The organism is Kribbella hippodromi (genome assembly GCF_039531045.1).
Lineage (GTDB): Bacteria > Actinomycetota > Actinomycetes > Propionibacteriales > Kribbellaceae > Kribbella > Kribbella hippodromi.
Genome location: NZ_BAAAPH010000006.1, coordinates 169,329 through 192,254 on the forward strand (window position 1 = coordinate 169,329; position 22,926 = coordinate 192,254).

Consider the following 22,926-nt stretch of genomic DNA (forward strand, 5'->3'; position numbering starts at 1 on the left):
CCAACGCTCTCATCCTCGATCCGACCCGGCCACAGACTTTCGCGGCTGCGGCGGTGCCGGTCGCCGGGTACTACCCGTAGACCGGCACCTTCCTGTGGATCACTTCACTGGTGCGAGGCAGAGCGTGTACTTGGTGGAGCCCTTCGAGTAGTAGTACGACGCCTGCGCGTCGGCGTACTGGTCGCACTGGCTGTCGTCGGTCGAGTCGTCGATCCGGCCGACGATCCGGAACGCGGCCTCGGACGAACTGCAGTCGACGACCTTGACGTCCGGGTTCCTGGTGGTGCCCTGGTTCACCACGCAGGCGCCGACGTTCGCCTTCGACTCGGTCGAGTTCAGGTTCGCGAACACGATCAGCCCGATGAAGACGATCGGCAGCAGCAACATCAGCATCGCCGGCCGCTGGACCAGCGGTTTGCCCGGGTCCATCGGCCGGCCCGGACCCGGCTGCGGCTCCGGCAGGCTCTTGAACTTCTGCATCGGGCCGATGTTCATCAGCATCGTGATCGGGTTGATGATCGACGAACCGATACCCCACCAGCCCTGCCAGAGGCTCTTGGTGGTCATGTCACGGACGGACGCCATCCCACAGGTACGGCAGAACGGGCCCTGCAGCTTCAGGAACCGCATGACGATGATCAGGCCCTGGTGACCGCGAACCGTCGCGTCGGCCGCCGGGTACCCACCGCAGAACCGGCAGACCATCTGCATCGGCGGCGCGTACCCGTGCTGCTCGTGCGGCTGCTGACCCTGCTGCTGGCCCTGCTGCATTCCGGGCTGCGGGAACGACTGCTGGTACTGGCCCTGCTGGCCCGGGTACTGGCCTTGCTGGGGGAACGAGGTCTGCTGGTACGGCTGCTGCTGCGCACCGGGGTACGGCTGCTGCGGCTGCTCCGTGTACTGCGGTTGCTGGCTGTACTGCGGGAACTGCTGCTCCGGCGGCGGACCGTAGCCGCTCGGCTGACCTGCGTACGGGTCCTGCGGCGGCTGGGGAGGGGATGTGGTCACGGATGGATCCTGTTGCTCTTGGTCGGGACACGCTGAACCATGGCACCTTACTCATCGACGTGGTCCATTCGGCGGTACGCCCGGGCATGTTCACCTTCGGGTTCCGGCTACGTACCGACAGTCACGCTGTACCGATCCACGAGCTCCTGCCCGAGCCGCGCCAGCTCAGCCTGTACGGACGGCGGCCCGACCACTTCGATGGACCCGCCCCAGCCCGCCAGCTGCTGCGCGATCATCAGCGGCGTCGGCGCGGTGATCAGCAGCCGCGCCCGGTCGCCCTGCATGCCGTCCACCTGACAGTTCCGGCCGAGCCGGTCCTGCATCACCCAGACGTGCCGTTCCTCCATCAGCACGGTCGCGGTCAGTCCGGAACGGCGCTCTTCCATCCGCTCGACGATCTCGCTCCATGCTTCCGAAAGGTCGAATCCGTCCGGCCGGGTGAACTCGTCGGCGGTTTCCTCGGCCGACACGATCCGATCGACGCGGAACGTACGCTGGCCCTGGTCGGTCCAGGCGATCAGGTACCAGATCTCGTCCTTGTCGACGAGCCCGAGCGGATCGACCAGCCGCTCTGTTGTCGCTCGGCCGTAGACCAGTCGGACCCGATGACGGCGTACGACCGCGTCCTGCAATCGGCGTACGAGCTCCGGACGTTCTTTCACGTGCTCGCCCCACCGCGCCGGGTCGATCACGACTGCCTCGGCGGCGGCTTCCGCGTGTTCACGGAACGTTTGCGGTAGCGCGCGGACGAGCTTGCGAAGAGCCGCCTTTGCCTCCGGGGCGATCGATGCGGCCGGGCCGACGAGCAGGAAGAGCGCTTGGGCTTCGGTCGCGGACAGTCCGCTCAGATCCGTACGCGCACCGCCCACCAACTGCCAGCCGCCGTTGCGGCCGGGCTGTGGATAAACCGGGATGCCGGCAGTGGAGAGCGCTTCGAGATCGCGGCGTGCGGTCGCGATGGAGATGTCCAGCTCGTCGGCGAGCTCGGCAGCGGTGACCCGGCCGCGGGCCTGCATCAGCAAGAGGGTTGCCACCAGGCGATCCGCACGCATGGACCGATCGTCGCAGACAAACCGCTCATCGGGTGAGCACTTATAGGTTGGCTAGTCCTGTGGTGCGCCTTCGCCGGTCACGCCGTCGATGGATTCGCGGATCAGGTCGGCGTGGCCGGTGTGCCGCGCGTACTCCTCGATCAGGTCCGCGACCAGGCGGCGCAGGTTGGGGGAGCGGCCGTCCGGCCAGACCAGGTCCGCGACTCGATCCATTCCGCCGTCCTTCATTGCCTCCTCGACGGACGCGCGGGAGCGGCGTACCGAGTCCTCCCAGAGCTGGAGGAGTTCGTCGGGGGAGTCGGTGGTCGCCGTACGCCACTCCCAGTCCGGATCCGAATCCCAGTCGACCGCGCCCCACGGCGCGCCCAGCTCGCGGCCGAACAACCGGTACGTGAACGTGTGATCCTCGACCAGCGCGAGATGCTTCATCAGCCCCGCCAGCGTCATCGTCGACGGCGCCAGCCGGGTTCGCAGCTCGGCGGCGGTCAGGCCCGAGCATTTCCACGCGAACGTGCGCCGGTTGCGGTCGAGAATGCCGAGCAGGTTCTGCACCTCGTCGCCGGCGGCCGGCAGCTCCACGATGCTGTTCTTGTCCATGATCGGCACGCTAGCCTGGGTTCCGGACGGTTACCTTCCGGAATGGTGAGCGATGAAGTACGACGAGAGCCCGACCGCGCGCACGCTGATGGTGCTGGAGCTGATCCAGAACAGTCCCGGGATCACGGCCGTCCAGCTCGGCGACAAGCTCGGCGTCTCCGAACGCGCCGCCCGCCGGTATGTCGCCATCCTCCGCGAGGCCGACATCCCGATCGAGTCGGTGCGCGGCCCGTACGGTGGTTATCGCGTCGGCCGCGGGCTGCGCCTGCCGCCGCTGATGTTCAGTACGACCGAAGCGCTCGGCCTGGTGATGGCCGTCCTCGAAGGACCGCGCGGTGCCGCCGATCCGGTCGAGAACGCGCTCGGCAAGATCATCCGCGTCCTGCCGGAGCCGATCGCGCGGTCCACGGACGCGATCCGCCGGGTCAGCGCGCGCGGCCCGGATCCCGGTGCGCGTACGCCCGACCCGGAAATCACCGCCGCCCTCGTCGCGCAAAGTACGGCCGGCCACCGGATCACGATCCACTACCGCCGGCACCACGACGAGTGGCCGATGGACGTCGACCCGTGGGCGGTCGTCGTACGCCGCGGCCGCTGGTATCTGTTGTGCTGGTCGCACACGAAGGACGCCCAGCGCGTGCTCCGGGTCGACAAGATCACCAAGGTCGAACCCCTGGCCTTCGAATTCACCGCTCCACCCGACCTGGACGCACTGGCAGTCGTCGAAGAACACCTGGCGATGGGCTGGAAATACCCCATCGAGGTAGAAATCGACGCCCCTTTGGCCGAGGTCGCGCAGTGCATCCGCCGCAGCATGGGCCGCCTCGAGGCGATCGACCCCACCCACACCCGCCTCCTGGCCAGCACCGACGAACCCCACTGGTACGCCGCCCAACTGACCGCCCTCAACGCCCCCTACCGAATCCTCGCCGGCCCCGAACTCCAAACCGCCGCCCACAACCTAGGCCAACGCCTAATAACCGCCAGCACCCTCACCTGATGCACCTCTCGACTCTCAGCTGGGGCTCCGGCGACCGCGTCGCGCTGCTGATCCACGGCATGCTCGGCGCCGCCACCCAGTACCACCAACTCGGCCCAGCCCTCGCTGACCGCGGGTACCACGCCATCGCTGTCGACCTGCCCGGCCACGGCACCTCCCCGCCGGCTCCCGGGGCGACCCTTTCCCTCTTCGCGGACGCCCTGGTCGAAACCGTCAGCCGTCTAGACGCCTCGCGCTCCGGGTCTCCGCGGCCTGCCCTCGCCGTGGGGCATTCGCTCGGGGCAGTCCTGCTGTCGTACGCCCTGCCGCGCCTCCGCCCACACCGGGCCGTCTACGTCGACACGCCGCTCGACACCCCGTCCGCGGCCCCACCGGTTGTTGACCTGCGCGAACATTTCCTGGCCGCGCGCTCAAGTCGCACCGAACAGCACCTTCGCGCGTCACACCCGTCCTGGTCGCTGGAAGACTGCCGCGTGGAGGCGGAGGCCGCACGTCGATTCGACATCGAAACCGCAGTCGCGCTGCAGCGCTCGTACACCGGCCACACGACCGGGTCCGCGACCATCCCGTCCCTGGTGATCGCTGCCGATCCGAGTCGGTACGTCTCGCCGGAGCGTGCGCGGGAGCTCGCCGAGCTGGGCTTCACCGTGCGGTCGGTCCCGGGCGCGGGACACAGCGTCTGGTACGGGCAGCTGGGTGAGTTCGTGGGAATCTTGGATGCGTGGCTGGGATGAACGAGGTCGTGTTTTCGGGGGAGATTTGGTACTGGCGGGGGCCGGCGCCTTGGTATTTCATCACGGTGCCGGAGGAAGAGTGTGCGTACTTCGAGATGGAGGGGAACTTTGTCAGTTACGGGTGGGGGATGATCCCGGTGGTCGCGGAGATCGGCGGGAGTGTGTGGGAGACGTCGATGTTTCCGAAGGACGGGCGGTATCTGCTGCCGGTGAAGGCGGCGGTTCGCCGGGCGGAGGATCTCGACGACGGTGACGTACCGACTGTTCGGTTGCGGTTGCGGGTCTGAACCGGGAGGCTTCAGCAGCTCAGCGCTTAGCGGAAACAATCGGTGGGGTCGGCGCCGAGCCGGCTTGGCGGAAACTGTCGGTGGGTGGGGATAGTGTCCGGGCCAACATTTCGGAGCCTGGAGGAGCGGTTCATGTCCACGTTGCCTGATCGGCCGAACACGGCCTTGCTGGTGGTCGACGTCCAGAACGGTGTCGTCGCCGGCGCACACGAGCGCGACCGCGTGGTCGCGAACATCGCGACCTTGGTCGGCAAGGCGCGCGCCGGCAACGTCCCCGTCTTCTGGGTGCAGCACTCCAGCGAAGACCTGGCCAAGGACACGGATGAATGGCAGTTCGTCCCGGAGCTCACCCGCGATTCAACGGAGCAGCTCGTCCACAAGAAGTACCCCGACTCCTTCGAAGCCACTGACCTCGAGGAACTCCTCTCCTTGGCCGGAGTCAGTCATCTGGTCGTCAGCGGCGCCCAGACCGACGAGTGCATCCGCTCAACCATCCACGGCGCCATCGCCCGCGGCTACGACGTGACCCTCGTCGGCGACGCGCACACCACGGAGGACCTGAGCGAGTACGGCGCCCCGACACCCGACAAGGTCATCGCCCACACCAACCTGTACTGGCAATACCACCGAGCCCCCGACCGCAAGGCCGCCGTCCAAACAACTGACGAGGTGACTTTCTAGTCGGTGATGTTGTCCAGCGTTGCGAGGTCGGCGGGGGAGAGGTTGATTTCGCCTGCCCTCAGGTTCTCCTCGAGGTGTTGCTGACTGGAGGTGCCCGGAATCGCGAGTACGTGATCGCCTCGGCTCAACGTCCACGCCAACCGGATCTGAGCCGCGGTCGCCCCATGCCGTTCCGCGATCTCCTGGATCGCCGCCGACTCACTCACGCCACCAGCCTCCCGCGCCTCAGCAGCCAGCGCGAAGAACGGCACGAACGCGATCCCAGCCGCGCCACACACCCGCAGCATCTCGTCATTCGTCCGCCCGAACCCCACGCCGTACCGGTTCTGCACCGCGACCACCGGCGCGATCGCCCGCGCCTCCGCCAGCTGCTCGACGCGTACGTTCGAGATCCCGAGCTCCCGGATCTTTCCCTGCGTACGCAGTTCCGCGAGTACGCCGAAATGTTCGGCGATCGACGGCAATCCCATTTGCCGCAAGTACACGAGATCAAGTGCGTCCACACCGAGTACGCGCAACTCGTCCTCGACAAGCGCCGGCAATTCGTCCGGCCGCGCCATTCCGTGCGCCGTCGGCCCGACCTTTGTCGCGATCACGAGGCCGTCCGGGTACGGGGCGAGCGCCCGGCGGATCACGTCGTTCGCCCAGTCGAGGCTCTCGAAGCTCGTCTCACCGTGCCGTCCGTGACTTGGGTAGAACGCGGCCGTGTCGAGATGGTTCACGCCCAGCTCGATCGCCCGCCGCAGTAACGCGACCGCCCGGCCCTGCAGGTCACCTCCGTCGCCGCCGGCCAGCCGCTTCGTGCCGAAGCCGATCCGCCGGACCTCGACGTCCCCGAGCCGCCAGAATTCCCCGGACTTGATTTCCGCAATTCCCGATGATAGGTTTATTGGTAACGGCGCATATTCCTGTGAATTCTGCATTCGGCCAGGATAAAGCCGCAACGGACCTTCGTCCAGCTTTTCCCGGGGATTTTCTGCGGCTATTCTGCTGCCCGTGGGACTCACCGATCGGCAGCGCGAGCTGCTTACCAGCTGGCTGCCCTCCGCCGAGATCGTCCAGGACCACAGCTGGGGCGTCATCGGCACCCTCGTCCTCGAGCTGGTGCAGGACGGCGACCGGTACATCGCGAAAGCCGGCGACGAAGCCGATCATCACCTTGCCCGGGAACTCCGCGCGCATCGCGAGTGGCTGCACCCGTGGACCTCGCGCGGAAGGGCGCCGCAGCTCGTACATGCTGACCCGGACGCCAAGCTGCTGCTCACGCGCTATCTCCCGGGGCAGCTGGTGCAAGGTTCGCCGTACGAGTGGACAGCCGACACGTACCACCAAGCCGGCGAGCTCCTCGCCGCGTTCCACCAGCAATCAGCCGTGCCCGACGCCGAGTACGAGGCAATCGAGAACGGCAAGACGCTGAGCGACCTTGCCGGCGCGCATCGCATCGACCCGGAGCTCACCGAGCGGCTGCACGCGATCATCACCGCCTGGCCGACGCCGCCCGCGACGCTCGTACCGACGCATGGCGATTGGCAGCCGCGCAACTGGCTGATCGACCACGGCACCGTACGCGTCATCGACCTCGGCCGCGCCGACCTGCGCCCCGCGTACACGGACCTGGCCCGGCTCGCCGCGCAACAGTTCCGTACCGAGCCGACGCTCGACCCGGCGTTCATCGAGGGATACGGCAAGGACCCACGCGAACCCGCCGCCTGGGCACGAACCCGCCTCCGCGAGGCCGTCGCCACCGCTGTCTGGGCGTACCAAGTCGGCGAGGAAGCCTTCGAACAACAAGGCCACCGGATGATCGCGGAAGCCCTCGCCGAACCCGCACTGTGAGCCGCGGCGCGCCTCCTTCGGCCTAACCCACCTGGTCGCTCACCTCGAGCAGCTCCCGCAGCCGCCCGACGAGTTCCGCTGGATAGAACCCGAACTCGACCAGCTCCGAGGCCTCAGCCCACCGCAGCTCGAACGAATTCGTCGGACAATGCTCCTCGGCCTCGGCGCCGGACAACCGAGGCGTGCCCTCCACGTCACGCACCCGGAAGTAGTAAGCCGGCCGGCCGTTGTGCGTCCCGGTCCACAACAACTCATCCACATTGGCAGTCAGCGTCGTCTCCTCCCAAAGCTCCCTCAACGCCGCGACCGAGGCACTCTCACCCGCCTCGACATGACCACCCGGCAACACCGCATACGCATGCCCACCGCACCGAGGACCCGAGACGCTCGCGTACTCACACATCACGCAGTCAGACGAGTCCGCCTTGCGCAGATACCGCTTGATGACGAGAACTTTTCCTGCCTGGACAACCACCGCGGCTGCACGTGGAATCTTCACCATGCTGACGGAGTCTTCCTCGCCGCACCGACAAAATCGGTCGCTCTGGGAGGTGGTTCGTGGTGAGGTCGGGGTCGCGGCGCCGGGCGGGCCTTCAACTACCTCGGGCCCTCCGCGTATCAGTTCAAGGAAGGATGTGTCATGCCGAGTTCGCTCATCGAGGTTCGTCGTGAGTATGCGGAGGCGGAGGAGGTCGCGCTGATCGACGCGGTTCATGACGCGCTGGTCACTGCGTTCAAGATCCCGGTGCAGGACAAGGACGTACGGCTGGTCGTCCACGCACCGCACCGGTTCGCGTGTTCGCCGCGGCTGAGTACGCCGGAGTACTTCACGCTCGTCACCATCGACTGCTTCGCCGGCCGTTCGGTCGACGCCAAGCGCGCCCTGTACGCGGCGATTGTCAACAATCTGCAACCGCTGAACATCCCGGCCGACCACGTCACGATCGTCGTCCGCGACCATCCCACCGAGAACTGGGGCCTCCGCGGCGGTCACGCGGCCTGCGATCTCGACCTCGGCTTCACCATCACCGTCTGATGGGGCTCCGTTCGACGCGGCACATGACGTCGGTGTTCCTCGTACGCGACGGGGGAGTGCTGCTGCTGTTCCGCCGCGGCTCCCGCGTGATCGCCGACTCGTGGGTCGGCATCGGCGGCCACCTCGAACCGCACGAGCACACCGACCCCACAGCCGCGGCCCTCCGCGAACTCCACGAGGAGATCGGCGTCACCGCCGACCAGCTGACCAACCTCTCCATGCGCTACGTTGCCCTCCGCGACACCGGCACCGAACTCCGCACCACGTACTACTTCACCGCCGACCTCCACCCGGACGCGCCCATCCCGGCCGAATGCGTCGAGGGAGAACTGCGCTGGTTCGACCTGACAATTGACCCGACAACCCTGGAAATGCCCCCCAGCGCCCGCTACGTTTTACCCCACTGGCTAAAAGCAGGCCGCCACGACGACAACCTCCGCTTCCTGACCATCACCCCAGACGACATCTCCACCGGCCCGTTCTGATGATCACGCTGCACTTCCACCCGAACTGGCCGCATCGAGGTGGAATGGTGATCGATTCGATGGCCGCGGACGGATATTATCGCTCGCAATTCAGCACCGGTATCTCCAACGGGGGACTGACCGCATTTCCGGGCGGCGACCGCTGGAAATGGGAGAGCCGGTTGTTTGCCGGAAAGTACGACGATCAGCCGGTCCTGTCCCGGCCGGTTTACGGGGTCTGGAATCGGCGCGCGGATCCGTACAGCGCGGGCATCCGCTTCGGCTCCTCGTACCTTCGCCTGAAGCCTGAAACCATCGATCGAGCAACCTTCTGCTTCCCGGACTCCGCGCGGGAAGCAACCGACGTGAGCGATCAGCTCAACCTTCCGCGCTTATGTCGCGCAGCGGATGAAGCGACCGTTGACGACCTGGACGACTACATCGAGGCGCACATCCACGGCCTAGTCCGCCTCGACACCGACGTGGCCGCCATCGTCCTGGACCCATCATTCGCCGGCACCCCCGTCGAAGCAGCCGCACGGAGATTGCGCTGCCCAGTCGAGTTCCACCCCGGCTTCCGCGCGAGACCGGACACCTTCGACCCGGCGTACCGCGGCCCCGACATCGTCGACCTGGCGCGCTCACTCGCCGACGAACTCACCCCAGAGATCCTCGGCCGCACCGCACGCTCAGGCGCGACCCAGTCCATCAAGTACGTCTGGCACTACCTCGCGCGCTTCGGGCGTACCACCTGAGAAACAGCAAGGAAACACCGCATCCGCTTGCATCGTCCGCATGACCTCGACAACCCGACGTACGGCGCTCGGACTACTCGGCGCCATCCCACTCGCCACCTCCAACCTGTTGCCCGCAAACGCCAAACCATCAACCACGGTCGGCAACTACGACCGCTACCTCAAGGATCTCGCCGCACAGGACAAGTTCTCCGGCACCGTATTGCTCACGCACCACGGCCGCCCCGTACTCGTGCGAGCCTACGGAATGGCCGACAAAGAACGCCGGATTCCGAACCGCATCGACACCATCTACAACCTCGCCTCCGCCGCGAAACCCTTCACGGGTCTCGCCATTGTCCAATTAGCCGCACAGAACCGCGTCCGCTTCGATGACACCATCGGCAAACATCTGAGCGGATACCCAGAAGCCACTGCCCGGGTGACAATTCATCAATTGCTCACGCACACGTCCGGCTTGGCAAACTTCCCCGGCTCCGGCGATGTCAAGCACGTCACCAACAGCGTCGCGGAGGAGACGGCGTACCACAACGCGCGCCATCGGCTCGCGACTCCACAATTCACGCCCGGCAGTCGGAATTCGTACAGCAGTACCGGCTTCTCGATCCTCGGCGAAATCGTCGAGAAGATCAGCGGACAGGCATTCCACGAGTACGTACGGCTGAACATCTTCCGGCCGGCCGGCATGACGAGTTCCGCGTACTACACCCGGCCGGACTGGCTGACCAATCGGCGGATCGCGCACCCGTACATCTACCAGTCCGACGGCACGCGCATCGACGGCGTACGCAATCTCGACGCCGGCGCCGTACTAAACGGCGGTCAAGGCACCAACGCGGCCCGCGCATTCCTGGGGTCGGGCGGCGGCGGGGGATTCTCCAGCGCCCCCGACCTACTCAAATTCGCCCAGGCACTCGCCCGTCCCGGAACTCTCCTCAATTCCGCCTACACCGAGGTCTACCTCAGCGCAAAATACCCGCAATCACCCCTGAACGGCGGCCCGCCACCCAAAGGACATCAATTCGCTGCGTACGGACCGATATCCGGGATCACCGCAAATCAACGCCTGACCAGCCATGGCGGCGGCATTGCCGGCGGAAACACCAACTGGACAATCTACCGAGACACCGACTGGCTCGGCGTAATCCTCTGCAACTACGACCTGGACATTCCGGCAATCATCGCCCAGGAACGCGCGACAGTCCTAGGGCCGATCTAGCTTCCGGACGGAGCGGCGAAGAGGTCGCGATTCCGGCGCACCCACTCGATTTCCTCCCGCTCTCGCTCGAGCGCCCCGTCAAGCACCCACGTACGCTGCGGCTCCTGCCCGCCCCGCGCGAGCTCCTCCATCAGATCAGAGGTCGCCTGCATCCGCGCAACAACGGCCTCCGCGACATCGAACTGCGGAACCTCGCCGTACGCCTCCAGAAACACCTCGACCCGATGCCGCCGATCAGGCACCTCCGGAAAATGGTGCCACTCAAGCGCCATTTCATCCGACCTGAGCGGTACGAACCACCGCAACGCGTACGCGATATCACCGATCCGCGACCCCGGATGCAAATAGTCCCAATCGATCAACCCGACCGCCCGATTGTCCTCCAAGACAAAGTTCCAAGGCCCCGGATCGCCGTGACAATAGACAACATCGTCGGCCACAACCTCAGGCTCAGCACCCCAAACCGCATCACCCGGCGGCTCCCATTCCCGCCCCACATCATGAACCTTCCGCAACAACCGCGCTGCCGAAGCCAGCCCATCATCACCATGCTGGTGATACCAGCCCTCACCACCGCTGGCCCCCGGAATGAACCGCAACGACTCAACGTCATCCCCGAGCTCGAGCGGCTCAGGTACACATTCCAGCCCCTGTCTCCGAAGAAACCGCAAATACGCCTGCACCGTCCCCGAAGCCCGCCCCGCCGGCCGCACCACAACCCCACCACCGATACGCACCGGCCGAGCCGCGGCATTAACCGCCGCAGCCCGCCCACCCGCCTCCAACGCATCACTCACCCGAACACCATTACCTGTCGCCCCACCACCCGCAACCGAGTATCTTTCCTGACCATGTCCGACGACGTCGTGAATCAGAACCGCGCCTACTGGGAACTGCTCGCCCCACACCGCCACGGCGAGCCACTCGAATTCTTCCAAACCGGCAGCAGCGCACTCACCGATGACGAGCTCGCGGCCGTGGGGGAGGTGCGCGGCCGTCGCGTACTGCAGTTGGCGTGCTCGGTCGGCGACGAAGCATTGACCTTCGCCCAACGCGGCGCGGTCGTAACCGCCGTAGACATCGCCACACCACACCTGGCAACGGGCCGAGCCAAAGCCGAAGCACTGGGAGTGGACGTCGACTTCATCCTCCAGGACATGATGACGCTTGACCCGCAGATTGCCGGGTTCGACGTGATCTACATTTCCTGGGGAGGCCTGTGCTGGGTGCCGAACCTCACCGCATGGGCCCACCTCGTCGCCGGCCGACTCAACCCCGGCGGAATCCTCGTGATCAGCGAACATCACCCGCTCTGGGAGATCCTGTCAGTACGCGAAGAAGGCACCCTGACAGTAAGCGACGACTACTTCGGCGCCAACAGCAACGAATCCACCGATCCGCTGAAAGCTCCCGAGATCACCCGAACAATCGGCAACCCGGACGTCCCACACCAAAGCTTCGTCTGGAGCATCGCCAGCGTGGTCACCGCCGCCCTCGACGCCGGCTTGACCATCCGCTCGCTCCAAGAATCCCCAGCCCCAGAAATGTACCCAGCCCTAGGCGACCAAGCGCACAACCTCCCCGCCACCTACCTCCTCACCGCCACCAAGTGAGGGGCTCCTTCGCACAGACCGCGCGCATCCGTCGGGCGTGACGATCGGGAGCTGTGACCCCGGCCGCCATAGGATCTTCCAATGGCGGGAGAGGTTGGAGCTGACGGCCCAGCTCGCGGCTCCATGGACGGAAAGGTCGTCGGTCGAGCGATCAACAGCCGGGTACGCCCGCTGTTGAAGGCAGCAGGCTTCGATCAGTTCGCTGGTCGTTGTGCCTGGCGACGGTCGGAGTACACCATCGAGCACGTGGTCTTCCGATCCTTCTCCGCCTATATCGCAGACGGGATCGGATGCACGACCTTCTCGTTCACTGGTGAGCTCGGGGTCTTCTACCGCTGCTTTGATCCCGTGAAAGTGCGTCCGCGAGAGTACGAGCTGACGTTTCGCGCAACGCTGGGTAAGACTCTTCGCCAACCGATCTTCAATCCGTACGGCTCCGGACAACTACAGGATCGCTCTGACGTCTGGTACGTGACCGACGACGGCCTGAACCTCGAGGAGGCGGTTGAGGATGCAGCGGTGTGCCTCGCGAGCCAGGGCATTCCCTTCATGGACCGTCTGCGGGAACCTGCAAAGGCATTTGACTTGCTGCTCACGGAAACCAGTAATGACAGTTACGACAACTTTGGCGCGCTCAGCATGCTGCTCCTCGGCCGTCCCGGATCGCCGAACTGGCATGAGACGGCAGCCGCGATCGGCGGCCTGGTTCTCGACGATCCCACCGAGGCGATCCGGACTGCTCCTGTGCTCCTCAAGAAGGTCTGAGCGACCGATCTTCGCACCGCGCCTGAGACAGAAGCACTCACGCACCTCGCCGCGCAGGTGCGACGGGAGTGTTGAGGAACAATGTGGCCGTGCGGTGCGAGGAGATTGACTGGGCGGCGGTCGATGGGTGCTATGGGCCTGCGACTGCGGTGCCAGAGTTGATTGGACAGTTGGCAAGTCCGGAGCCGGTCGTGCGGGCTGGGGCGATCTCTGAGCTCTGGGGGTGTTTGTGTCACCAGGGGACCGTCTACGAGGCCTCCGCGACCGCGGTGCCGTTCTTGTATGAGGCAGCCAAGGCGCCGGGCATGCCGAGTGCGGAACGCAACCAGCTGCTGGCCCTCGTGGTGCACATCGGTCTGGGCGAGGACACGACCTGGCAGGGGTACACGCCGTGGGCGGTCGTGCGCAGCTGCGCCCGAGCCGTTGAAGCCCTGTTGCCCGACCTCACCGCCTGGGCACTTGAAGGAACTCATGAAGCAAGGACGTGGGCCTTGGCGTTGGCCGCGTACAACCCGGACAGCTGGATTTCGCTCGGAGTCGACGTGGTGCAGCTCATGCCGGGGATCGACACAGCCACCGTGCACCTCGTTCGCCACGCCACCTCAGGCACGATCCCCGCTGAGACCCTCATCGACACAATCCTCGCGTCCGACGACGACCTGCGGGAGTACTACCAAGAAGTCATCGCCGAAGTTCCGCAGAACCGGCAGGCCCGGCAGCTGGTACTAGAGCTCGCCGTTGCAGGTCGGCTCTAGGTCAGCTGGCCAGGTGGGACCAGTTGCGGGTGAGCTCGGACCAGGGACCGGCCGCGGCGAGTCGGCCATCGATCAGTACGAGCACCTGATCTGCCTGGGCTAGCGCGGCGCGTTTTGAGGTTGCGCCGATGACCGTGGTGCGGCGATCCCGAAGGGTTTTCCACAGTTCGAGCTCGGTGGTGGCATCCAGGGCGCTGGAGACGTCGTCGGCGAGGAGTAGTTCGGCATCGGTCGCCAGGGCGCGGGCGAGTGCGAGGCGTTGGACCTGGCCGCCGGAGAGTCGTACGCCGCGGTGGCCGACCAGCGCGTCCTTCCCGCCGGCGTCGGCGATGTCAGCGGCAAGGCGGGCCCCCGCGACTGGTTCCTCGAAAGCGCGGACATGCCCGAGCCGTACGTTGTCGGCGAACGTACCCGACAACACTCGGGGAACCTGGGCGACATGCGCAACCTGCCCCGGACGCAGGAACAGTTGCGGATCGTCGACGAGCTCGCCGTTCCAGCGGATCTCGCCGCGATGATCGATCAGTCCGGCCAGGGCAGCGAGCAGGCTGGACTTACCGGAACCGACCTGCCCGAGCAACAGCACCAACTGCCCGGCCCCGATGGTCAGGTTGATGTTGGAGACGCCGATCGTGCCGTCGTCATGGATCGCACTGAGGCCGACCAGCTCCAACCGACGCAGCGACGTCCGGGCGACAGGCTCGGGTCCGGGCGCGACGCCGGCGGCCAGGTCGACTCCGGGCGGGAGGTCCATCAGGTCAGTACCGCCGGCCAAACGGCTGGTTTCGGCCTGCCACGCCCGGGTACCCGGCGCGTCCGTGACCACCGAACTGGCGACGCGCCCGTAGTAGTCGAACCCGTTGACCGCATTGGCAACCAGCAGCGCAGTCGCCAAGGTCCAGACGTTCCCCACGTACGCCGCCCAGGCCGCCACCACGCCGACCTGCACCATCACGACGGGGATGCCGCTCAGCCAGGCTTGCACCCGATGTTCCCGCACCGCGGCGGCCACCCGGCCACTATCCACATGCCGCAGATGGGCGTGTACCTGCGGCGTCGCGGCGGCCAGCTTGATTGTCCGGGCCGCATCCAACGCAGACACCAGCGCACGGCCGAACCGGGCTCGTGCCGCCGAAGCCGCAGCCGCGGACCGGCCGGCGACCGGGCGGCCAACGGCCGAGGCGAGCGCCGATGAGGCCATCACGGCAAGCAGTACGGCGCCCGCCAGCCAGGTGCCACCGAGAAGAGCGGTGACGCCAACGATCACCATGGCGTTGATGAAGTCGATCCAGCGGTCGCCGTACGCGATGATCCGATCGGCATCCATGGAACGCGCCACCACCTCGCCCGGCGGCGTACGGGGCAGTCGGCGCTGTCCGGTCTGACCGAAGAGCACCGCCATTCGCGTACGCAGCATCACCTCGGCCGCCCGGCGCGGATAGCGCCTGAGTCCACCGGCGAACAGCAGCGGAGCAGCAAGCAGGGTCGCCACCAGAGCCACTGCGAGCCACCACGGTGCCCGTCCGTGTTGCAGGGCTTCGACGACCTGTCCCCACACCAGCCCGGTGACCGCTCCCTGCGCGCCGGTCAGGGCCGCGAGGAGGAACAGCAGCGCGCCGATCATGCTCCATCCCGGACGGATCAGCAGTGCATGCGCGACGCCGCGGGCGAGACTCGGTCCAGTACCGACCTCGGCTTTCGCGGGCGGTTCGCCGATCCGGCGGCGCCCACCGACGACATCGCCCGTACGGTCCGAGGCGTTGATCGTACGATCCGGGTCCGGCTCGTCGTACGCGGATCCACCGGCCTGCAGCAGTTCGCGGAAGGGGCCGGGGGAGACGGCCAGTTCGGTACGAAGCCCGTACTGCACTACCCGGCCATGATCGAGGACTGCGACCAGCGCTGCTCGGGCAACCGTCGAGAGCCGGTGGGCAATCAGGACGCCGGTACGGCCGGACAGCAACCGATCCGATGCAGCGATCACCAGCCGCTCGGTGAGCGGATCCATCCGCGCGGTCGCCTCGTCCAGGATCACCACCCTCACGTCGCGGACCAGCAGCCGGGCGAACGCGACCAGCTGCTCCTCGCCCGCGGACAACAACGTGCCACCCGGGCCGAGCAGCGTGTCCAGGCCGTCCGGCAGGCCCGCCACCCATTCGCCGAGCCCGAGCTCCACCACGGCTGCCTCGATAGCAGGCCTCGGCAGATCGTCGTCGAACAGCGCGATGTTCTCGGCCAGGCTGCCGGGCAGGATCTCCGTCCTCTGCGTGACGATCCCGACAGCCGCGCGCAGCTTGTGCAGATCAAGATCGCACACGTCGTGCCCGGCCAGGAACACGCTGCCCGGCGGCGGGTCGACGGCTCGCGAGATCAGCGCCGCCAGGGTCGACTTGCCGGAACCGGTGCGTCCGACCAAGGCGATGGTCTGACCGTCCAATACGCGCAGGTTGATGTCGCGGAGGGCGAAGGTGCCTTCGGCGTACGCGAAGTTCAGGTCGCGGATCTCCACGTCCATCGGGCCGTCCGACGGCAGCTCGTACCCGCCTTCCGGCTCGGGTTCGGCGGCCAGCAGCTGCCGGAGCCGGGTGATCGCGCCGAGTCCTGCCTGGAGAGCGGACAGGTTGTTGGCGAGCATCGCGATCTGTCCGACGAAGGTCGACGTGACCAGGAACAGGGTCACGAACCGCGCCACGGTGAGCTGGTTGTCGACGGCGAGCGCGACCCCGGCGAGACCGATCGCAGCCAGCAAACCATGCAGCAGTACGCCGGCCCGACGGGCGATCCGGCTGTCGACGGTGATCCTCAGGTTGAACTTCTCGTGCACCGTGGCCGAGAGCCTCGCCACCCGGTCCAGAACGTGCGCCTGGCCGAGGCTCGTACGCAGATCGTCGCGGCCGGCGATGCCCTCCTCGAGGACAGCGGTGTGTTCCGTCCAGGCCATCTCCTCGATGACCTTCCGGCTCGCGACCTCGGCCAGGAGCTTGCGGATCGCGAACCAGGTGATCACGGCCAGCACCGGGAACAGCACGGCGGCCGGCCACCAGGTCAGCCCGGCGACGATCCACATCGGGATTGTTCCGAAGATGATTCCCGCCAGCATCCACAGCTGCGTACGCAGTAGGGCGCCGACCTCGTGGGAGTCGTCGTCGACCCGGTCCAGGATCTCGCCGACGGCTTGCTCGTTCAGTACGGCCAGGGGTTGCCGGAGGGCGGCCTGGAGTACGTCCTCGCGAAGCCGTCCTTCGACCCGATCGCAGACGCCGACCCAAATGACCTTGCCGAAGCTGTTGATCAGGGCGCCGCCGACAACACACAGCATCAGCAATCCGACCAACCGCCAGCCGGGTTCGGCCGCGAGGAGCCCGGCCACGACGCTGCCCAGCGTCGAACTTAGTGCAGCAACCGCGGCCGCCGTGAGCGCCAGCACAGCACCCGGCCCACGCAGCCGCCGCCAACCAACCCGCCGTCCCGGATCAGCAGGCGCCGCCCCGCGTACATCAGTCATCAACCCGAAACCCTAGGCCGCGCCACGCCCAGAATCAGCCGATTTTCCGGCTGCCCGGGCTCGCAGTTGCCCGCAAGCCCGGCTATCTGCGACGGTCGCCCACCGTGAGGCTGCTTCTGATCATTTGAATACAGATCCGACGGGATGCACCCCGACGCCGGCCGACGTATTCCTCGCCAACCATCGGCACCTTCGCCTCAACACCCAAGACCTGCCCGCCACGGAGGTCGCCCCACTAGCACTCGACTGGCTCCACAAAGCAAACTAGCGTTGCTGAACACTGGACAGATTTCATGCCGCCGCCGGGTTGGGCGCCAGCAGATGCTCGGTCGAGGGGGCACGCGTGCGGATCAAGACGATGCCGTACCAGAAGATCCAGACCACCCAGAGCATCCATCCGGCGAGACCGATCAGATCGACGGCACCCGGGTCGTTGAAGACCAGCGGCAGCAGGAGCGCCCCGAGCAGTTGCAGAGCTCCGGCGACCAACCCCAACGTCGTGTGTATCGGACGAATGAGACCGGAACGGAGCCCTGCAAGCGAGAGCCCCAGCATCGCGGTGGCGAGGTAGGTGCCGTTGAAGGCGAACAGCGCCTCGTTCAGCGCCCAAAGCGCTTCAGTCGCCGTCCCGTCCGTGGCGGTCAGGGCGAGCCGCGTCGCCGTGAACACTGTGAAGGTCGCGTTCTGCAGCACCAGCCCGGCCAGTCCGACGACGGCCCACGCCTCTCCGCGTGTCCGTTCCGATGACCGCACCACGGCGACGACGGCAGCGCCGAACAGGACGGCCAGAAGCCAGGCTGCGACAGCGAGAGTTCCGCTGATTCCGATGAGGCCGGCGTGGGCTCCGAAGTAGTCCGCGGCCTCGTTCGCCGGGTCGCCGATCAGTGGCAGGCCGGATGGCGCCAGGATGAGATTGGTGCCCGCCAGCAGAACGGCGAAGCCGATGGCGGCCCAGCCGCCGATCCGGGAGAATGTCATGGTGAGCGGTCCTTCGCGGTGAGTGGTCGTACACATGGCGGATGACGACGAGGTACGCCCGTGCCCTACCGCTGGTAAGGACTTCCGCCGGTCGCGATCGTGCGGAGCGCGGATTCCAGCTGGCCCCGTAGCAGGCGGAACAGGCCCGGCCCGAAGCTGATCCGGGCGACTCCGGCCGCGGCGAGTTCGGCCAGCGACGGTCCGGCCGGCAGGAAGGCGACGTTGACCGGCGCGCCGATTCCATCGACGAGCGCCCGCACGTCGGAAAGATCCAGTCGATCGGCAATCAGCGGGTACACACAATCCGCGCCGGCCGCAGCGTACGCGCGCCCGCGGCGTACTGCTTCCTGGAGCCGTTCTTCGTGGGAACCCGAGCCGTGGAGGAACACATCCACACGGGCATTGATCACCAACTCCGGCGACGCCGCCCGGACTCCAGCAAGCAGCCGAACCTGCTCGTCGACCGGCACCAGCGCACCGGTCTGGGGATCGGAATCCTCCAGGTTGCAGCCGACCGCGCCGCTGCTGATCAACCGGCCGGCGATCTCACTGGGGGAGAGGCCGTAACCGCGCTCGATGTCGGCGGTCACCGGGACAGGCACCGCATCTGCGATCCGCCCAATGCTGGCGAACATCTCGTCCGGTGGTGTGCCTTCGCCGTCCTGGTAGCCGAGGGACGGCGCGACCGCCGCGCTGGCAGTGGCGACAGCGGGGAAGCCGGCTGCCACCACCGCGTGGGCGCTGTCGGCATCCCATGCGTTCGGGAGGATCAGTGGGTTCCCTGGCACATGCAGCGTACGGAGCCGGTCGGCCCGCTCCGAAGCCGCTGTCATCATCGATGTCGTGTTGGTCGTCATGCTTCGACCGTAGTGCGCGTTGGCTCAACTGCTATGGTCCAAGATCATGGCTTCCAATTGGGCCAATCCGGCTGTGCTCGCGCAGTCCGGAAGCCCGGCGGACTCCCGTGTCTCCCCGGCGCCCGATCGCGACGGGCTCGATGTCCACCTCGACTTCGACCCGGTCCAAGCGGGCGGCCTCAGGGCGGGCCTGGAGCGCTCGATTCGCCAGGCAATCCAGGACGGACGGCTGGCGCCCGGCACCCGGCTGCCAGCCACCAGGAACCTCGCCCGGGAGCTCGGCGTGGCCCGCGGCACGGTTTCCGCGGCGTACGACCAATTGATCGCGGAGGGCTACCTGTCCGCCCGGCGCGGCGCCGGCACGGTGGTCGCCGACGTACCCACCCGCTCGCCCGTACTCGAGACCCGTCCTCGAACGTTCCAGAACCTGCCCAAGCCGCCGACGGGCGCACGGCACGATCTGAGGCCAGGGCGGCCAGACGTATCGGCGTTCCCGGTCGACGCGTGGCTCCGGGCGGCACGTACCGTCCTCCCGCAGGTGGAACGAGAAGCGTTCGCGCTCGGTGACCCGAGAGGTCGCCCGGAGTTGCGCTCGGTGCTCGCGGATTACCTGGGTCGCGCCCGGGGCGTCGTCGTCGATCCGGAGGCGATCATCATCACGTCCGGCTTCATGCAGGCCCTCGGTTTGATCGCGAAAGTGCTGCACGACAAGGGATGCGCCGCGGTTGCGATGGAGGATCCGTGTGCTCCGTTCCACCGGGAAGTGGTGCGCCGCGCCGGCCTGCGAGTGGTACCGCTCGCCGTCGATGAACTCGGCGCCAGCTCCGCGGTGCCGCCCGACGTCGGCGCGGTCGTCCTGACACCCACCCATCAGTCCGCGCTCGGCGTGGTCCTCGGCCCCGAACGGCGCCGGACTCTGGTCGACTGGGCAACCTCCACCGGCGGGATCCTGATCGAGGACGACTACGACGGCGAGTTCAGGTACGACCGACAGCCGGTCGGCGCTCTTCACGGCATGGCCCCGCAGCACACCGTGTACGCGGGGACTGCCTCGAAGACGCTCGGCCCGGCCGTCCGATTGGGCTGGCTGGTCGTACCGCAGCATCTTCTCGAGGCAGTTACGGAGGCCAAGTACTACGCCGACTCCCAGACCGAGACCATCGGCCAGCTCGTACTCGCCGAACTCATCCGCAATCACGACTACGACCGGCACGTACGAGCACAGCGGCTCAAGTACCGGCGGCGCCGCGACGAACTCCTGCGCCGCCTCGCCCAGGACGTCCCAACGGTAGGCGTCCGCGGGGCTGCCGCTGGTGTTCAGCTCGTGCTGGAATTGCCTGCCGACGGACCGAGTGATGACGTCGTCACCAGCATCGCCGCCATGCACGGCCTACAGATCTCAACCCTCAGCTCGGCTTGGCACGGCGACCCACAGGACAAGCGATGTTGCATCGCAGTCGGCTACGCCAGCCCGGCCGACCATGCCTGGTCAGGTGCCCTGGACACCTTGACCGAGGTACTGCGAACCGTCCTCACGATCCAGTAGGCGGTCACCATTCGCCGCGCCCTGTGCGGCATCATTCGCTCATGGTCTCGGCAACTGATGGCGCGGGCGGCGGTGACTCGAGCCGTCCATGGCAGACGCTCTCGGCGGGCTTCGAGCAGGCACGTGCCCACGAGGACTCGCTGGATCGCCTTGTCGAGTGGCCTGCGCAGCGAGCGCTCCTCGGCGACGTCACCGGACTCGCCATCCTGGACGCCGGTTGCGGCAACGGGACCAAGATTGCGCAGCTGGCCCGCGACGGGGCCGCCGCGTCGGGCGGGGTGGACCTCAGCGAGAACTTCATCACGCCGCCTCCGGGTGTCGAGCTCATCCAGGGTGATCTCTCCGATCTGGCGGCGGTGCCTGGGCTCGCGGGGCGGCGGTTCGATCAGATCTTGTTTCTGCAGTCGTTCGGGTACGCCGCGGACGGGGTCAGGGCGTTACAGGTTGCCCGCGAGATGTTGACTGCGGACGGGTACATTCTGCTCACTCGTACGCAGCCGATCCGGTATGCGATCGAGCGAGCGGAGCAGAACGGGACGTCGCTGGGGGAGGAGTACTTCGCGACCGAGTCGTTCGCGTATCGGCACCGGAACTGGAACGATCAGGTGACCCTCGCCAAGCGGCCGTACACGATGTCGGACTTGCTCAACACGTTCAGCGCCGCCGGGCTGTGGATCGAGGAGACCGTCGAGCCGCGGATGCCTGCCGACGCCGCCGAACGCTATCCCCACAAGCAGGCCGTGCTGAACAAGTATCTCGGCATCCTGATCTTCAAACTCCGGCCCGTCGTCCTGCCAAGTCGTTGACTGCGCATGATGTTTCCAAGCTGGCAGAATGGCGTGGCATGACTTCCGAGCCGCAGACCGCCGAGCAGCAACCGGACCACTACGACGCGTTCGCCGAGGCGTACGCACGGGAGAACGAGAACGGCCTCTTCAACCGGTGGTACGCCCGGCCGGCGGTGCTGGACCTGCTCGGTGACGTCGCTGGGCGCCGGATCTTGGACGCCGGCTGCGGTTCCGGGCCGCTTGTCGCCGACCTGAAGGCTCGGGGTGCGAGCGTCGCCGGTTTCGACGCGAGTCCTGCGATGATCCGGCTCGTCCGGGAGCGGCTCGGAGACGAGGCCGACCTGAAAGTGGCCGACCTGACTCGTCCGCTTCCGTACGACGACGAGTCCTTCGACGACGCGTTGGCCATGCTCGTACTGCACTACTTCGAGGACTGGTCACGGCCGCTGACCGAGCTGCGCCGAGTACTGAAGCCCGGCGGCCGGCTGATCGTCGTGGTCAACCACCCGGTCATCTCGCCGGTGATGTACCCCGAGGTCGACTACTTCGCGACCGTGCCGAACGCGGAGGAGTACGACTTCGACGGCGTCTCCGCGACCCTCACAATCTGGTACCGCTCGCTCAGCGCCATGTCCGAGTCATTCACCGCCGCCGGTTTCCGGATCGCGGCAATCAGCGAGCCACCGGTAGCTCCCGGCACACCGCCCGACCTGCTCCCACCCAGCAAAACCGACCCCACCCGCTTCCTCGGCTTCATCTTCTTCACCCTTGAAACCGCCTCCTGACGTCGCACTCATTCGGCGCCGCAGCCTCGACGTCAGGCGTCAGGCTCATTGTGAGCCTGGGCGGCGCGTTCGATCTTCGCGCGATGCGCTACCCAGTACTGCCTGTCCCGACCGTGCAGCATCGTGCCGACGAGACCCGCACCCACGCGCCCGTCCAGTTCCTCGCGCAGGATGTCAGCGTGCCCGGCGTGACGGCTGGTCTCGGCGAGCAGGTGGACCATGATGTTGAACAACTTCACGTCTGGCCTCGGCCACCACGGCACGTGCCCAGGGGCATCGATCGGAAGCGCGGCGATGGTCGCGTCCGCGACGTCCCGCGCCAGCCGGTAGCGGTCGACGATGTCGGTCCGGGTCTCGTGCTCGGCGGCCCACATGTCGTTCCCGCTCCACGCGTCATCGCTCTTCCAGTGGGGAAGTGGCCACGGTGAGGGCCTGTCGAACACCTCGCTGAAGTAGCGCGCCTCAGTGACCGACAGGTGCTTCACCAGGCCGAGAAGGTTCGTGCCGGTCGTGGTGAGCGGTCGGCGGACGTCGTACTCAGAGAGCCCTTCGAGCTTCGAGAGGAGTGCCTCGCGGATCCATCTGAGCTCGTCGTGCAGGTATTCCTTGGCAAAGTCATCGATCACAAGTTCCACATTGTCATGAGGCGGGAGCGTTCAGTGCGA

The 22,926-nt window shown here is 66.8% G+C and carries 25 protein-coding genes; 15 read left to right on the forward strand and 10 right to left on the reverse strand.

Annotated features, from left to right (window positions below; translation table 11 throughout):
* Positions 1 to 99: 99 nt before the first annotated feature.
* The 3 genes from ABD260_RS11400 to ABD260_RS11410 all read right to left on the reverse strand — a co-directional run bounded on the left by ABD260_RS11400 (position 100) and on the right by ABD260_RS11410 (position 2,657).
* Positions 100 to 1,008, reverse strand: coding sequence for an LppU/SCO3897 family protein (locus ABD260_RS11400; protein ID WP_344233394.1), 909 nt, complete (start codon positions 1,006 to 1,008; stop codon positions 100 to 102).
* Positions 1,009 to 1,115: 107 nt separating this feature from the next.
* Complete coding sequence (locus ABD260_RS11405; RefSeq protein ID WP_344233395.1) at positions 1,116 to 2,060, reverse strand: helix-turn-helix transcriptional regulator; 945 nt, start codon at positions 2,058 to 2,060, stop codon at positions 1,116 to 1,118.
* Between the two features lie 51 nt (positions 2,061 to 2,111).
* On the reverse strand, positions 2,112 to 2,657 hold the full coding sequence (locus tag ABD260_RS11410; protein WP_344233396.1) for a DinB family protein: 546 nt from the start codon (positions 2,655 to 2,657) through the stop codon (positions 2,112 to 2,114).
* Between the two features lie 52 nt (positions 2,658 to 2,709).
* Between ABD260_RS11410 and ABD260_RS11415 the strand changes: the two genes are divergently transcribed.
* The 4 genes from ABD260_RS11415 to ABD260_RS11430 all read left to right on the forward strand — a co-directional run bounded on the left by ABD260_RS11415 (position 2,710) and on the right by ABD260_RS11430 (position 5,359).
* Positions 2,710 to 3,657 (forward strand): helix-turn-helix transcriptional regulator, encoded by a 948-nt coding sequence (locus ABD260_RS11415; protein ID WP_344233397.1) that lies wholly within the window; start codon positions 2,710 to 2,712, stop codon positions 3,655 to 3,657.
* Positions 3,657 to 4,391, forward strand: a complete 735-nt coding sequence (locus tag ABD260_RS11420; protein ID WP_344233398.1) for an alpha/beta fold hydrolase — start codon at positions 3,657 to 3,659, stop codon at positions 4,389 to 4,391. The genes ABD260_RS11415 and ABD260_RS11420 overlap by 1 nt, the downstream gene beginning before the upstream one ends.
* On the forward strand, positions 4,388 to 4,678 hold the full coding sequence (locus ABD260_RS11425; protein ID WP_344233399.1) for a DUF1905 domain-containing protein: 291 nt from the start codon (positions 4,388 to 4,390) through the stop codon (positions 4,676 to 4,678). The genes ABD260_RS11420 and ABD260_RS11425 overlap by 4 nt, the downstream gene beginning before the upstream one ends.
* A gap of 132 nt (positions 4,679 to 4,810) precedes the next feature.
* On the forward strand, positions 4,811 to 5,359 hold the full coding sequence (locus tag ABD260_RS11430) for an isochorismatase family protein (RefSeq protein ID WP_344233400.1): 549 nt from the start codon (positions 4,811 to 4,813) through the stop codon (positions 5,357 to 5,359).
* Here the strand turns inward: ABD260_RS11430 and ABD260_RS11435 are convergent.
* Positions 5,356 to 6,282, reverse strand: coding sequence for an aldo/keto reductase (locus tag ABD260_RS11435; protein ID WP_344233401.1), 927 nt, complete (start codon positions 6,280 to 6,282; stop codon positions 5,356 to 5,358). The two genes, ABD260_RS11430 and ABD260_RS11435, sit on opposite strands and share 4 nt — an antisense overlap.
* A gap of 73 nt (positions 6,283 to 6,355) precedes the next feature.
* Here ABD260_RS11435 and ABD260_RS11440 point away from each other — a divergent pair, with 73 nt between their 5' ends.
* Positions 6,356 to 7,195 (forward strand): phosphotransferase, encoded by an 840-nt coding sequence (locus ABD260_RS11440; protein WP_344233402.1) that lies wholly within the window; start codon positions 6,356 to 6,358, stop codon positions 7,193 to 7,195.
* 22 nt (positions 7,196 to 7,217) lie between these two features.
* Here ABD260_RS11440 and ABD260_RS11445 read toward each other — a convergent pair whose 3' ends face one another.
* A complete protein-coding gene (locus ABD260_RS11445) occupies positions 7,218 to 7,697 on the reverse strand; it encodes an NUDIX hydrolase (protein ID WP_344233403.1) in 480 nt (159 codons plus the stop codon).
* 138 nt (positions 7,698 to 7,835) lie between these two features.
* Here ABD260_RS11445 and ABD260_RS11450 point away from each other — a divergent pair, with 138 nt between their 5' ends.
* From ABD260_RS11450 to ABD260_RS11465, 4 genes are read left to right on the forward strand one after another with little or no spacing between them, the layout of a single operon-like run.
* A complete protein-coding gene (locus tag ABD260_RS11450) occupies positions 7,836 to 8,231 on the forward strand; it encodes a tautomerase family protein (protein WP_344233404.1) in 396 nt (131 codons plus the stop codon).
* Positions 8,231 to 8,716: an NUDIX domain-containing protein gene (locus ABD260_RS11455; protein ID WP_344233405.1), complete on the forward strand. Its 486-nt coding sequence runs from the start codon at positions 8,231 to 8,233 to the stop codon at positions 8,714 to 8,716. The genes ABD260_RS11450 and ABD260_RS11455 overlap by 1 nt, the downstream gene beginning before the upstream one ends.
* Positions 8,716 to 9,450, forward strand: coding sequence for a DUF3626 domain-containing protein (locus tag ABD260_RS11460; protein ID WP_344233406.1), 735 nt, complete (start codon positions 8,716 to 8,718; stop codon positions 9,448 to 9,450). The genes ABD260_RS11455 and ABD260_RS11460 overlap by 1 nt, the downstream gene beginning before the upstream one ends.
* Positions 9,451 to 9,490: 40 nt before the next feature.
* A complete protein-coding gene (locus ABD260_RS11465) occupies positions 9,491 to 10,669 on the forward strand; it encodes a serine hydrolase domain-containing protein (protein ID WP_344233407.1) in 1,179 nt (392 codons plus the stop codon).
* Here the strand turns inward: ABD260_RS11465 and ABD260_RS11470 are convergent.
* The gene (locus ABD260_RS11470; protein WP_344233408.1) at positions 10,666 to 11,466 is read right to left on the reverse strand and encodes a phosphotransferase; all 801 of its coding nucleotides are present in this window, start codon (positions 11,464 to 11,466) and stop codon (positions 10,666 to 10,668) included. The two genes, ABD260_RS11465 and ABD260_RS11470, sit on opposite strands and share 4 nt — an antisense overlap.
* Positions 11,467 to 11,520: 54 nt before the next feature.
* On the opposite strand from ABD260_RS11470, the gene ABD260_RS11475 reads away from it, so the two are divergent.
* The 3 genes from ABD260_RS11475 (at position 11,521) to ABD260_RS11485 (ending at position 13,802) form a co-directional block, all read left to right on the forward strand.
* Positions 11,521 to 12,282, forward strand: coding sequence for a class I SAM-dependent methyltransferase (locus tag ABD260_RS11475; protein ID WP_344233409.1), 762 nt, complete (start codon positions 11,521 to 11,523; stop codon positions 12,280 to 12,282).
* Positions 12,283 to 12,363: 81 nt separating this feature from the next.
* Positions 12,364 to 13,047: a hypothetical protein gene (locus tag ABD260_RS11480; RefSeq protein ID WP_344233410.1), complete on the forward strand. Its 684-nt coding sequence runs from the start codon at positions 12,364 to 12,366 to the stop codon at positions 13,045 to 13,047.
* Between the two features lie 305 nt (positions 13,048 to 13,352).
* The gene (locus ABD260_RS11485) at positions 13,353 to 13,802 is read left to right on the forward strand and encodes a hypothetical protein (RefSeq protein ID WP_344233411.1); all 450 of its coding nucleotides are present in this window, start codon (positions 13,353 to 13,355) and stop codon (positions 13,800 to 13,802) included.
* 1 nt (position 13,803) lies between these two features.
* On the opposite strand, the gene ABD260_RS11490 is transcribed toward ABD260_RS11485, so the two are convergent.
* From ABD260_RS11490 to ABD260_RS11500, 3 genes are all read right to left on the reverse strand, one after another.
* Entirely contained in the window at positions 13,804 to 17,307 is a 3,504-nt protein-coding gene (locus ABD260_RS11490; protein ID WP_344233412.1) for an ATP-binding cassette domain-containing protein, read from the reverse strand.
* Between the two features lie 291 nt (positions 17,308 to 17,598).
* Positions 17,599 to 18,285: a hypothetical protein gene (locus ABD260_RS11495; RefSeq protein ID WP_344233413.1), complete on the reverse strand. Its 687-nt coding sequence runs from the start codon at positions 18,283 to 18,285 to the stop codon at positions 17,599 to 17,601.
* A 65-nt stretch (positions 18,286 to 18,350) separates the two neighbouring features.
* Positions 18,351 to 19,142 carry an isocitrate lyase/PEP mutase family protein gene (locus tag ABD260_RS11500; protein WP_344233414.1) on the reverse strand — a complete coding sequence of 264 codons (792 nt, stop codon included), beginning with the start codon at positions 19,140 to 19,142 and terminating at the stop codon, positions 18,351 to 18,353.
* Positions 19,143 to 19,188: 46 nt separating this feature from the next.
* On the opposite strand from ABD260_RS11500, the gene pdxR reads away from it, so the two are divergent.
* The 3 genes from pdxR to ABD260_RS11515 are packed head-to-tail and all read left to right on the forward strand — an operon-like array spanning position 19,189 to position 22,261.
* A complete protein-coding gene (gene pdxR, locus ABD260_RS11505; RefSeq protein ID WP_344233415.1) occupies positions 19,189 to 20,688 on the forward strand; it encodes a MocR-like pyridoxine biosynthesis transcription factor PdxR in 1,500 nt (499 codons plus the stop codon).
* 41 nt (positions 20,689 to 20,729) lie between these two features.
* Positions 20,730 to 21,494, forward strand: coding sequence for a class I SAM-dependent methyltransferase (locus tag ABD260_RS11510; protein ID WP_344233416.1), 765 nt, complete (start codon positions 20,730 to 20,732; stop codon positions 21,492 to 21,494).
* 38 nt (positions 21,495 to 21,532) lie between these two features.
* Positions 21,533 to 22,261, forward strand: coding sequence for a class I SAM-dependent methyltransferase (locus ABD260_RS11515; protein WP_344233417.1), 729 nt, complete (start codon positions 21,533 to 21,535; stop codon positions 22,259 to 22,261).
* A 32-nt stretch (positions 22,262 to 22,293) separates the two neighbouring features.
* Here ABD260_RS11515 and ABD260_RS11520 read toward each other — a convergent pair whose 3' ends face one another.
* Positions 22,294 to 22,887 carry a DinB family protein gene (locus tag ABD260_RS11520; RefSeq protein WP_344233418.1) on the reverse strand — a complete coding sequence of 198 codons (594 nt, stop codon included), beginning with the start codon at positions 22,885 to 22,887 and terminating at the stop codon, positions 22,294 to 22,296.
* Positions 22,888 to 22,926 lie beyond the last annotated feature (39 nt).

What these genes read in the sequence shown, in the direction of transcription:
- ABD260_RS11445 (WP_344233403.1), bottom strand. Translation starts at nt 7,697, where the DNA reads ATGGTGAAGATTCCACGTGCAGCCGCGGTGGTTGTCCAGGCAGGAAAA.
- ABD260_RS11410 (WP_344233396.1), bottom strand. Translation starts at nt 2,657, where the DNA reads ATGGACAAGAACAGCATCGTGGAGCTGCCGGCCGCCGGCGACGAGGTG.
- ABD260_RS11415 (WP_344233397.1), top strand. Translation starts at nt 2,710, where the DNA reads ATGAAGTACGACGAGAGCCCGACCGCGCGCACGCTGATGGTGCTGGAG.
- ABD260_RS11485 (WP_344233411.1), top strand. Translation starts at nt 13,353, where the DNA reads ATGCCGAGTGCGGAACGCAACCAGCTGCTGGCCCTCGTGGTGCACATC.
- ABD260_RS11425 (WP_344233399.1), top strand. Translation starts at nt 4,388, where the DNA reads ATGAACGAGGTCGTGTTTTCGGGGGAGATTTGGTACTGGCGGGGGCCG.
- ABD260_RS11450 (WP_344233404.1), top strand. Translation starts at nt 7,836, where the DNA reads ATGCCGAGTTCGCTCATCGAGGTTCGTCGTGAGTATGCGGAGGCGGAG.
- ABD260_RS11495 (WP_344233413.1), bottom strand. Translation starts at nt 18,285, where the DNA reads ATGACATTCTCCCGGATCGGCGGCTGGGCCGCCATCGGCTTCGCCGTT.
- ABD260_RS11455 (WP_344233405.1), top strand. Translation starts at nt 8,231, where the DNA reads ATGGGGCTCCGTTCGACGCGGCACATGACGTCGGTGTTCCTCGTACGC.
- ABD260_RS11475 (WP_344233409.1), top strand. Translation starts at nt 11,521, where the DNA reads ATGTCCGACGACGTCGTGAATCAGAACCGCGCCTACTGGGAACTGCTC.
- ABD260_RS11500 (WP_344233414.1), bottom strand. Translation starts at nt 19,142, where the DNA reads ATGACGACCAACACGACATCGATGATGACAGCGGCTTCGGAGCGGGCC.
- ABD260_RS11405 (WP_344233395.1), bottom strand. Translation starts at nt 2,060, where the DNA reads ATGCGTGCGGATCGCCTGGTGGCAACCCTCTTGCTGATGCAGGCCCGC.
- ABD260_RS11490 (WP_344233412.1), bottom strand. Translation starts at nt 17,307, where the DNA reads ATGACTGATGTACGCGGGGCGGCGCCTGCTGATCCGGGACGGCGGGTT.
- ABD260_RS11480 (WP_344233410.1), top strand. Translation starts at nt 12,364, where the DNA reads ATGGCGGGAGAGGTTGGAGCTGACGGCCCAGCTCGCGGCTCCATGGAC.
- ABD260_RS11430 (WP_344233400.1), top strand. Translation starts at nt 4,811, where the DNA reads ATGTCCACGTTGCCTGATCGGCCGAACACGGCCTTGCTGGTGGTCGAC.
- ABD260_RS11515 (WP_344233417.1), top strand. Translation starts at nt 21,533, where the DNA reads ATGACTTCCGAGCCGCAGACCGCCGAGCAGCAACCGGACCACTACGAC.
- ABD260_RS11435 (WP_344233401.1), bottom strand. Translation starts at nt 6,282, where the DNA reads ATGCAGAATTCACAGGAATATGCGCCGTTACCAATAAACCTATCATCG.
- ABD260_RS11510 (WP_344233416.1), top strand. Translation starts at nt 20,730, where the DNA reads ATGGTCTCGGCAACTGATGGCGCGGGCGGCGGTGACTCGAGCCGTCCA.
- ABD260_RS11420 (WP_344233398.1), top strand. Translation starts at nt 3,657, where the DNA reads ATGCACCTCTCGACTCTCAGCTGGGGCTCCGGCGACCGCGTCGCGCTG.
- pdxR (WP_344233415.1), top strand. Translation starts at nt 19,189, where the DNA reads ATGGCTTCCAATTGGGCCAATCCGGCTGTGCTCGCGCAGTCCGGAAGC.
- ABD260_RS11460 (WP_344233406.1), top strand. Translation starts at nt 8,716, where the DNA reads ATGATCACGCTGCACTTCCACCCGAACTGGCCGCATCGAGGTGGAATG.
- ABD260_RS11465 (WP_344233407.1), top strand. Translation starts at nt 9,491, where the DNA reads ATGACCTCGACAACCCGACGTACGGCGCTCGGACTACTCGGCGCCATC.